Annotated in this window: 3 protein-coding genes and 5 pseudogenes; 5 read left to right on the top strand and 3 right to left on the bottom strand. The window is 45.2% G+C overall.

Features of this window, described 5'->3' with window-relative positions; genetic code table 11:
• Window positions 1-168: 168 nt before the first annotated feature.
• Window positions 169-1,791 (top strand): annotated as a pseudogene (locus QUF07_RS11805) (alpha-galactosidase); the annotation flags it as partial.
• Between the two features lie 99 nt (window positions 1,792-1,890).
• Here the strand turns inward: QUF07_RS11805 and QUF07_RS11800 are convergent.
• Window positions 1,891-2,850 carry a beta-galactosidase small subunit gene (locus tag QUF07_RS11800; protein ID WP_084989059.1) on the bottom strand — a complete coding sequence of 320 codons (960 nt, stop codon included), beginning with the start codon at window positions 2,848-2,850 and terminating at the stop codon, window positions 1,891-1,893.
• Window positions 2,834-4,714 (bottom strand): glycoside hydrolase family 2 TIM barrel-domain containing protein, encoded by a 1,881-nt coding sequence (locus QUF07_RS11795; protein ID WP_003643062.1) that lies wholly within the window; start codon window positions 4,712-4,714, stop codon window positions 2,834-2,836. The genes QUF07_RS11800 and QUF07_RS11795 overlap by 17 nt, the downstream gene beginning before the upstream one ends.
• Before the next feature lie 285 nt (window positions 4,715-4,999).
• On the opposite strand from QUF07_RS11795, the pseudogene QUF07_RS11790 reads away from it, so the two are divergent.
• From QUF07_RS11790 to QUF07_RS11770, 4 genes and pseudogenes are all read left to right on the top strand, one after another.
• Window positions 5,000-5,275, top strand: a pseudogene (locus QUF07_RS11790) (galactokinase family protein); the annotation flags it as partial.
• 22 nt (window positions 5,276-5,297) lie between these two features.
• Window positions 5,298-5,825: pseudogene (locus tag QUF07_RS11785) on the top strand (IS5 family transposase); the annotation flags it as partial.
• Between the two features lie 76 nt (window positions 5,826-5,901).
• Window positions 5,902-7,502: pseudogene (locus QUF07_RS11775) on the top strand (beta-galactosidase); the annotation flags it as partial.
• Window positions 7,503-7,520: 18 nt separating this feature from the next.
• Window positions 7,521-9,467: a sugar MFS transporter gene (locus tag QUF07_RS11770; RefSeq protein WP_289427556.1), complete on the top strand. Its 1,947-nt coding sequence runs from the start codon at window positions 7,521-7,523 to the stop codon at window positions 9,465-9,467.
• A gap of 143 nt (window positions 9,468-9,610) precedes the next feature.
• Here QUF07_RS11770 and brnQ read toward each other — a convergent pair.
• A pseudogene (gene brnQ / locus QUF07_RS11765) lies at window positions 9,611-10,879 on the bottom strand (branched-chain amino acid transport system II carrier protein); the annotation flags it as partial.
• Between the last annotated feature and the right edge of the window lie 181 nt (window positions 10,880-11,060).

Below are 11,060 nucleotides of genomic sequence, written 5' to 3'. Positions count from 1 at the left end.
GATAAAAACATACCCGTCAGTTTTCGAAAAAACACGAAAACTGACGGGCTTTTAATGAACTATGAATAATTCAGGCTGAATAATATTTCATAAAAAAACTCCTATTCTGATTTTTATCATTATGACACAAAATCTAATGATTTTGGCACCAAATTTCAGTATAGGAGCAATGCCATTTCGTTACCTGGAAGCTATGCGCGTGAGCGCCAGCTTAGTCGTGAACGGCTCCATCGAGGTGTAACTCAGTTTGAAAGTCGCCGGGGTGCTAGTTCTCATCATATGAATCCTTTTGTGGCGCTAGCTGATCCGAATACTAATGAATTTCAAGGCAATGTCCTTGGTGCATTGCTAATTTATTCAGGTAACCATCAGATTAGTTTAGAACGGGACCCAATTGGTCAGACGCGCTTGACTATGGGAATCAATGAATATAATTTCGACTGGCGATTGGCGGCCGGTGATAGTTTCCAAACGCCCGAGGTTGCAATGGTATACTCGACGACGGGGCTTAATGGTATGTCGCAAACCTACCATGATTTATTGCGTGATCGCGTGGCGCGCAGTCGTTACAAGCATGATCTCCGGCCGATCTTGATCAACAATTGGGAAGCCACTTACTTTGACTTTGATGCGGACAAGATTCAATCAATCTTGGATGCTGCAGCACCACTGGGTATCGAAATGTTTGTGCTGGATGACGGTTGGTTCGGTCATCGAAATGATGATAATAGTTCGCTAGGTGACTGGTTTGTTAATCGGAACAAGTTACCAGGAGGCTTAGCGGATATTAGCAAACGGACCCATGATAAAGGGACGCGGTTCGGACTTTGGTTCGAGCCAGAAAATATTTCAGCCGATTCCGATCTTTATCGGGCCCATCCTGATTGGGTGTTAGGCGTACCAGATCGTGGCCGAACGTTATCGCGGAACGAATACGTGCTTGATTTCAGCCAGCCGGATGTTGTCGACAATATTTTTGAACAAATGACCGCGGTTCTTGATAAGGTGCCCATTGATTATATCAAGTGGGATATGAACCGCAATTTAACGGAAGTCTATTCGCCACATAGCGATTCAGCTCATGAAGGTGAGACTAGCCACCGCTTTATCTTAGGTGTATATGACTTGATGGAGCGTTTAACGAAACGCTATCCACAGATCTTATTTGAAGGCTGCTCTGGCGGTGGTGGCCGCTTCGATGCTGGTTTAATGTATTATATGCCACAGAGTTGGCCGTCAGATAATAATGACCCGATTGAACGGCTCAAAATTCAATATGGGACTTCACTCGTTTATCCAATTTCTGCAATTACCGCCCATGTCGGGACGAGCCCGGATGAATTGTTAGGACGGTCAACGTCGATGAAGATGCGTGGTGCTGTGGCAATGAGTGGCACCTTGGGCTATGAACTGGACGCGGCCCAACTAAGTGATGCGGACAAGCAGGCCGTTAAAAGACAGGTTGCCTTCTATAAGCAGCACCGTGAGTTAGTTCAATACGGGACCTTTTATCGATTAGAGAGCCCGTTTGAATCTAATACGGTCGCGTGGATGTTTGTTAGTCCGGATCAGAAAGAAGCCTTGCTGTTCACCTTCGTTATTTTAGGTGCAGTTCAACCAGAACCGCATATTACGAAGCTAGCGGGATTAGACCCTCAGCAGACCTACGTTGAGACCGACACAAACAAAATGTACGGTGGCGATGAATTGATGCAACTAGGACTCTACACGATTCCCGTTCAAACTAGTGACTTTACGGCGCAGGTACATTACTTCAAGGCTAAGGACTAAGCTCAGCCATTAAACATATTAAAACTTAATCATCGTTAATCTAAAAGAACGCTCTGGCAAATAACCTGCCGGAGCGTTCTTTTGAAATCAAATTAATTTTTAGAAATGAATGTTAAAGCTGAAGTCAATGTCTTGATCAGCGAGGATATGATATGGGGCTTCTACGTCCGTTCCCCAACTATCAATGCCACCGACCCCACGAACGGCACCGTAGATTGATAAGACCGTTCGCCGTGCTAATGGTAATTCTTCCATGTGTGTTGCGTTTTCTAGTTCAGCAGCGGTATAGGGAAGGCAGCTGAAGGCGAATGGTGCATCGGCTTGGCTAAATGTCAAACTGAATGGTGTGTTGTCGTGGTCAGCGTTATTTTGTGTTGTTGATCGCGTTACTGTCACTTGTTCAGTTTGCATGTGCATGCCGCATTCTTGTGGGACCAAGTATGGTGTGACTGGCAGACTGTCAACGTGGAATTGCCCGTGTGTTGCGCCAGCCAGCCGGTCAGGATAAGTCTCACCGGACAAACCGGTATAGTCGAAGCCGGTCGCGGTAGTTGGCATGATAAACCGCAGACCAAATGCGGGTAGCTCTGGCAAATCAGACTGACCGCTATAATGGGTGGCGATATTGATCTGACCGTCTGCTGTCACCGTATAAGTCACTGTGACGATGGTACTAGGAACGGTCGTGGTAACGAAGTGGTAAGCCAGTGAGACTTTCGTGGCGATTTCGTGATCCGTGTATTTGTTATTGAGTGGCGCGATTGGTAACGGTGTGACTGGTTGGTCATCAACCGTCAATTCGATATCTTGACAAGTTGAGAACTTATCGGCCGCGTACCACTGTGCGGATTTGACTGAAAAGCCGCTACCGTGATCATTATCGGTTGTCGCCCGCCAAAAGATGGGCGTGGGTGTACGATAGAGCCACTCTTTATCGTTGACGACGAATGATTCAAGTCCGCCACGTTCGTAGCTAAAGAGGTAGTGGAAATTAGCCCCCTGTAGTCCTAAACTCCCGTCGCCGTAAATAACGTGTAGTTGATTATTTGTGTAAGCCATAATAATATTTCACCTCTTGCATTGCTGGTTTTGGTGTCCGGTCGGCAAACATTAAGCCGTCACCGGAGAATTCATAATCGGAGTGGCGTTCGTCGAAATCACCGCCATACCGGAGCACGTCTTGGTCGGTGATTGGGTCATGAACGAAGAGTGCTTGATCAATAAAGTCCCAAATAAAGCCACCTTGATACATTGGATACTTGTCGATCAAATCATTATATGATTGCATACCGCCCAGAGAATTCCCCATGTCATGCATATATTCACAATCTAGGAAAGGTTTGGTTGGGTTATCTTCCAAGTAAGCTACAATATTTTGGGGCTTTTCGTACATCCGACTTTCAACATCAGAAATGCGATCTTTTAATTCTGGTGTGTGGACAACGCCTTCGTAGTGGACGAGTCGTGAATCATCATGTTCTTTATAAAAAGCCTGCATCGCCGCGATATCTTCGCCAGCATACGATTCATTGCCAAGTGACCAAAAAATGATCGATGGGTGGTTTTTAAACCATTCGTAGTTTGAACGGGCCCGGTCGATCACCGCTGCTAACCAGTGTGGATTATCGCCAGGAACATTGTAAGAAGGCTCGATAGCCCCCATCTTTTGCCATGACCCGTGCGATTCGAGGTTGTTTTCGGCCATTAGGTAGATACCGGCCTCGTCACATAATTGATACCAAGGTAATTGATCAGGATAATGGCAGGTCCGATCGGCATTGATATTGTTAGCTAACATGGTTTGGATATCAGCGCGCATATCAGCCATACTGATAACGCGACCGGTGTGGGCGTTCCATTCGTGCCGGTTAACTCCGTTGATCACCAACCGTTTATTGTTGACGTAAATGACTTTGTCATCGCGCAGCTCGACCGTCCGGAACCCAAACTGATATGGGACGACTTCCAAGAGTTGGTGATCAGCATCGTAAACTTCAATTGTCAATTGATAGAGATACGGCGTTTGTGGTGACCACAAGTGCAGTTGGTCGAATAACATGGTATCAAAGGTTACACTGCCACTACCGGTTTGCGTTTGACTCGTCAGTACTCGCCCGTCATGGTCTTTAACGGTCAGCGCTAAAGTGGCTGGTTCGCCGGTTACTTTAGTAGTGATGTTGAGCTCACCACTTTTGAGATTGGCATTTGGAACTGGTCGGATGTCCAAATCAGTAATATGGCTAGCAGGCTCCGCCAGTATATTGACGTCACGGAAAATACCAGAGAAACGGAACATATCTTGGTCTTCAATAAAGGCAGCAGTACTGCGTTTGTAGACCCGAACCGCTAAAACGTTACCTTGGTCCTGAATATACGGCGTCAAATCAAATTCTGAAGGGGTGAAACTATCTTCAGCGTAGCCAATAAAATGGCCATTTAACCAGACGTACAGGGCTTCTTCTACCCCTTGGAACTGAATGATAATACGTTGCCCTTTAAAAGCATCGTCGAGATCGAAGGTTTTGAGGTACGAGCCGACGGTGTTGTCCGCAGCGTCGCTGAATAGGCCTGGTGTTAATTGATCTTGATTGAGGGTATACGGTGGGCGACGGTAAATTTTACCTTCCCATGGGTATAGCGTGTTAATGTATTGAATTTGACCATAGCCGGCTAGTTCAATATGACCGGGAACTTGAATCGTATCAAAGTCAGTTGCATCGAAATCGGGTTGATAAAAATCAACTGGGCGTTCAGCCGGTGTCTTGGCGAAGTTAAAACGCCAAGCGCCATTGAGACTCTTGATGAAGCGACTACCCGTTTTGAATTCCGCTGTGTCGTGATAATAATGGTGATCACTATGTGCAGGTAATTGGTTGACCCGGAAGACTTCTGGGTCATCTAACCATTGAAGATTAGCTTGCATGAGGAAGCTCCTTTCAAAGTTACATAAATAAAAAACGCTTACAATTATCATAAAACAAAATATTAAATTTTTATATGTAATTTTAGTTAAATTTTAACTAAATGACAACGACTACTGACAACGACAACGGGCGATAAGAAGAATTTGAATCGATAACGTGATAAATTTGTAAAGCGTTACCAAATCTTGTTCTAAAGGTCTTGTGGGGTGTTGACAACAATCAAAAAAAGCATTATAGTCAAACCTAGTAAAGTTTTAGTAAAACTATTTACGGAGGAATTTTTCATGAATACTAGCGACTTAAAACAGGAGTTTACCAAAGCCTTTGATACCAAGCCAGAACGGGTCCTTTTCTCACCTGGTCGAATCAACTTGATCGGTGAACATACTGATTATAACGGGGGCCATGTTTTCCCATGTGCGATTACAATCGGGACATATGGTGTTTATGCACCCCGGACAGATACGACAGTGCGGATGTACTCAGCTAATATTCCAGATGCTGGGATCGTCACGTTTGATGTCAACGACCTTTCATATGACAAAGCCGCTGGTTGGACAGCTTCTTATTGGAACAAGTTTTAAAAAAATTGTCATTGCTCGGCGAACTTACCAAGGACGTTCAGCTTTAACTTCCTTTATTATCGTTGACGCTCAGAGCGTCAAAAACACCGCTACTGCTGAAAACAAAGGTTACGACGCTGGTAAGAAAATCTCGGGGATTAAGCGCCATCTGGCAGTTGATATCAATGACTTTCCGCAGGCCATTCACATGACGCGAGCGAACGTCTCTGATCGAGACGGGGCCAGTGCAATGATCGCTTTACATGCCATGCATTTACGCCAGGTTCAAAATGTCTTAGTTGATGGTGGTTATTCAGGCGTTAATTTTCAGCTCGATGTAGCCAGTAATTTAAACGCAACCGTGCAGGTTGCGAAGCGCAATGAGTTGCATCGATTCGAAGTCATGCCCCAACGTTGGGTAGTCGAACGATCTTTTAGTTGGCTAGAGAATTGTCGGCGACTTTGGAAAAATTGTGAGCGTCAATTAACCACCAGTCTGCAAATGGTCGTTTTAGCGTTTTTAGCACTATTACTTAAGAGATTTTAGACAGCTTCTTAGCACTATTACTTAAGAGATTTTAGACAGCTTCTTAGCACTATTACTTAAGAGATTTTAGACAGCTTCTAATGAATATGGCGGTGCTTGTTACTGTGATTTGTGCCAGCAAGCCTTTCGTCATTGAGTTCAAAAAAAGTATCAAACGTTAGCCAATTTGAACCATGCTTACTGTGGTGCTTTTTGGAGCCACGATTATACAAGTTGGGATCAGGTTCAGGCACCGTCGCCGCTGGGTGATACGAATGTAATGGGACTTAACCTGGATTGGCATCGTTTTGTAACAGACCGGACGATTGACTTTTTTGATAATGAGATCAAACCGTTACGAGCGCTGACACCTAATATCCCTGTGACAGCCAATTTTATGGGTGGCAACCCATCAGAATCACACGGCTTTTATGATTTAGATTATCAGAAGTTTGCGAAGCATGTCGATATTGTGAGTTGGGATTCATATCCTAATTGGAGTAATGGTTACGAAAGTACGGCCCACTGGCCATGAAAACTGCTTTGATGAATGACGTGATGCGGAGCCTCAAGCATGATAACTACTTGATTATGGAAAGTACACCGTCACAGGTTAACTGGCACCCATATAATCGTGCCAAACGACCAGGCATGCACGAAATGGGGAGCTTGCAACAGGTTGCCCATGGCGCCGACTCAGTTTTGTATTTCCAACTACATCAATCATTAGGAGCTTCTGAAATGTTTCATGGCGCCGTCATTACCAACCATCGTGGCTCAAATACGCGGGCATTTAAGGACGTTCAAAAAGTTGGTCAGGACTTACAAAGCTTACAGGCCGCGCATGGAACGACCAGAACTGCAGCTAAAGTCGCTATTGTCTTTGATTATGACAACATGTGGGGCTTGGATGATGCCCGCAACTACGCTAACGAAACCAAAAAGTATTGGCGCACGATTCAAGAACATCACCAGTATTTCTGGGAACATGATATTCCAGTTGAAATTATTGCGACTACTGATGATTTGACGGCTTATGATTTGGTGATTGATCCGATGCACTTCATGATGAGCGCCCGGTTTGCGACTAAGCTTAAAGCATATGTGCAACAGGGCGGCCATCTGATCGGTACCTATATTACGGGCGTCGTTGATCATGACTTCTTAGCCTATCAAGGTGATGGTTTAGCTGACTTAGAAGCAACTTATGGGATTAAAGTTCAGGAAACTGACACATTATATCCGCAACAACATAATGCACTGACTGCTTATCACCAAGCGTATCAAGTGAATGATTATTGTGATGTAGTTGAGACGACAACGGCACAAGTCCTCGGCACGTATCAAAAAGATTTTTATGCTGGAACACCGGCTGTAACGGTCAATCAATTGGGCCAGGGAGCGGCGTATTATTTGGCTGCGCGGACCGATACTGACTTCTTGGATGCTTTCTATAAACGGCTTGCCACAAGCTTGGCACTTAAACCGGCATTGCCAGTGATCAAAGCGAATGCCAAGGTAAGTATTCAAGTTAGAGAGAATGCGACGACGCGCTATTACTTCGTGATCAATTTTAGTCATCGACCAACGACGGTGACACTTGAAGTGCCGTTACGGCAAATTTTTGAGAATCAAGTGGTAAGTGGCAAGCAAGACTCGGCCAGCTATGGTGTTCAAGTCTATATGATGAATAAATAATTAAGTGGGGTGAAATTAATGGCACAAAATGTTGAAAAACAACCAGTAACCAAGAAAAAGTTATCATGGCATCAAATTAATGAAGGCGTTGCCTTTGGATTAGGTAACTTAGGACACTCGGCATTCTATGGTGCGTTGAGTACCTATTTTATTGTCTTTGTCACTAGTGGGATGTTTAGCGGCGTTGCACCAGCTATCGCCAATCGGTTGATTGGTTTAATCACAGGACTGGTGGTGGTGATTCGTTTAGCGGAAGTCGTTGTCGATCCAATCTTAGGCAATATTGTTGATAATACGGAAACACGTTGGGGTAAGTTTAAGCCTTGGCAAGTCATTGGGAGTATTATCAGTTCGGTCTTATTAGTCGTTATTTTCTCAGGAATCTTTGGATTAGCAAAGGTAAACTGGATTTTATTTGCAATTGTTTTTGTGATTTTATTTATTATCTTGGATGTCTTCTATTCGTTAACAGATGTCTCGTATTGGGGCATGGTTCCAGCGATTAGTGAAGATAGTCATGCCCGGGGAATTCTCACGGCTCTTGGCAGTTTTGCTGGGACGACCGGTTGGAACGGCCTGACAATGGTCGTTGTACCAATTACCACGTACTTTACCTTTATCGCAACTGGTAAGCATACCCAAGGTCCACAAGGCTGGCTAGCGTTTGCCGTTATTGTCGGTATTGTGGCAGTCATTTCCGCACTATTTGTCGCCTTTGGAACCAGTGAGAAGCACAATGCGATTCGGGAAGCAGCCAAACAAAAGACGACGATCAAAGGTGTCTTTATGGGCATTATCAAGAATGACCAAATTATGTGGGTCAGTCTGGGTTACTTATTCTATTCATTAGCATACGTGATAACCAACGGGGTTCTATTCTATCTTTTTAAATTCGTGATTGGTAAACCTGGTGAATTTTGGATTGCTGGGGCGGTCGCAACTGTGATCGGTTTTGTGACGTCACCACTATATCCAATCTTGAACCGGTTTATTCCACGGAAAGTGCTCTTTGCACTCGGTCAATGCTCAATGATTTTAGCCTATATTATCTTTATTGTTGCGCAGACGAATTTGACCTTATTGATCATCGGATTAGTCCTTTTCAATATTAACTTTGCCCAATTAGTCACGGTCCTATCAATGACCGATGCCATTGAATACGGTCAATTGAAGAATGGCAATCGTAATGAAGCGGTGGTGCTTGCCGTTCGGCCGATGCTCGACAAAATTACTGGTGCCTTTTCCAACGGTATCGTCGGTGCCATTGCTTTAGTTGCTGGTATGACTGGTAGTGCAACGGCCGCCGATATGACTGCAAGTAATATTCATACGTTTGAACTCTTAGCGTTTTACTTGCCGTTAGCATGTGCAATCTTGTCATTGTTAGTCTTTACATTCAAAGTAACCATTACCGAAAAGAAACATGCCGAAATTGTTGAAGAGTTACAGGCCAAATTGGCAACAGGGGAAGCAGCGGATGTTGCGGTAACGCCTGCATCTGACATTCTGACCACTGAAATCTTAGCACCAGTAAGCGGTCAACCGCTCGCATTAGCGGATGTCAAAAGTGCCGCACAGCCACAAGGCTTACCGGGAGTTGGTTTCGCCATCAGGCCAAGTGATGGTCGCCTCTATGCGCCATTCGATGGGACGATTCGGTTTACGTTCTCAACTAAACATACGTTAGGAATCGTGTCAGCTGACGGTCTTGAAACAATTATTCACGTGGGAATCGGGACGGTTAACCTCCGTGGTACTGGCTTTACGACTTATTGTCAAGATGGGCAAGTCGTACACGCTGGTGATTTACTGATGACCTTTGATCGTGATCTGATCAAACAGAGTGGTTATGACGATGTGGTTGTTACTTTCTTTACGCAACCTGGTCGCGTTACAGCACACACTGAAGATTGGTCAACAGAAGTACAGCATGGTCAATCAGTAATGAAAGTAACATTCAAATAGATTGGAGTTGTCGGTCATGACAACGCCGACTCATTGCGATAATTGTTCGTGTTAGACTTGAGGTATCAAATAAGCACTGCTCACAAAATAGTGGGCAGTGCTTATTTGGCATTCATTAAATTGTTTAACAAGTACGGTACGGGTTAGCGTTTCATCGGTACTTCCATGCCAGTGCTGGTCTTTGCCCGCTGTAACAACAAGTAGTGGGCCGTGCCAAAGACGGCACCAACTAGCGCAGGGACTAACCAATCCATTCCGCTGCTGGCAAGTGGTAAGAAGCTTTGGACATGCGCCATTGCTTGGCCGAAAGTACTTTGGCTAACAACGGCGGGGAAAGCGGCAACCATATCAAAGACGGCGGGGACGACGGTGAAGACGACGACCCAAACATAGACGACACTTGACTTGTGGAAGAGTGGCGAAAGGATCGATAAGAAGATTAGTGCCATGGCTAACGGGTAAAGGAACATCAGGACGGGGGTGGACCAGGCAATGATCTGATTTAAGCCCACATTAGCAGTTAAAAATGAGGCGAGGCACGTGATTCTTAACCAGGCTTTGTAACTCAAGAAACCGAAGTGCTTATGGAAGTCCTGAGCGAAGGCGGCGACGAGCCCGATAGCGGTGGTCAAACAAGTGGTAATGATCAACACGGCTAAAATGGCTTGTCCGACATTACCCATGTAGTGGTTAACGATTTGGTCAAAGGTGGCCCCGCCGTTATCGGATAATTTGAATTGACCTAACGATTGCGCGCCTAACAAGATTAAGAGCACGTAAATCAAGCCTTCAAAGGCCATTGAGAAGAAGCCAGCTCGGGCGGTCACCCACGCGGCTTTGTTCGGGTCGGTTTGGCCCATGAAGTTAACGGCAGTGACGATAGTGACGCCTAACGCCAACCCAGCTAAGGCGTCCATCGTGTTGTAGCCTTGCAAGAAACCATTGGTAAAGCCTGCGGTCTGATAGGCAGCAGTTGCACTGGTGCTACCGGCATGAGCTAGCGGACTGCTGAAAGCTACGGCGAAGATGGCGACTAATAATAGCAAAAATAATGGATTTAATAATTTGCCGACCCGAGCCATAATTTTGCTCTGTTCAACGGACAAGTAGTAGGCGAGTCCGAAAAATGCGGCGGAAAACAACAGTAATGCGAGTGATTGATACTTTGCTGGGAAAAACGGTGCCAGACCAACGGTGAATGATACGGTGGCCGTCCGTGGTGTTCCAAAGAAGGGGCCAATTGTAAAGTGGATGAGAACCATGAAGACAACGGCAAAGGTTGCGCCTAGTGGTTTACCAATGTCATAAACGCCCTTGGATTTAGTGACACAGACGGCTAAAACAGATAGTAAGGGCAATAAAACCGCCGTGATGAGAAAGCCGGCCGCAGCAATCCCCCAGTGACCACCCGCATTTTCGCGCTTAACATATCTATCGAACACCGGCGATTTTAATAGCTGGAGCAAATAACAATTTGATATTTTGCCCCCACCCTTAATCAAGGCAACGTTCTTAGAGCTGTCCAAGATCTATGATTTTTGATATACTTCTATGTAAAAAGCGAGTTTAAGCTATGAAAAATTATCCCAGCAA

Origin of the sequence: Lentilactobacillus sp. TOM.63, from assembly GCF_030361045.1 — a bacterium.
Classification (GTDB): domain Bacteria; phylum Bacillota; class Bacilli; order Lactobacillales; family Lactobacillaceae; genus Lentilactobacillus; species Lentilactobacillus dabitei.
The sequence above is the reverse complement of the archived record's forward strand: the minus strand, read 5'-3'. Positions and strand labels throughout refer to the sequence as shown.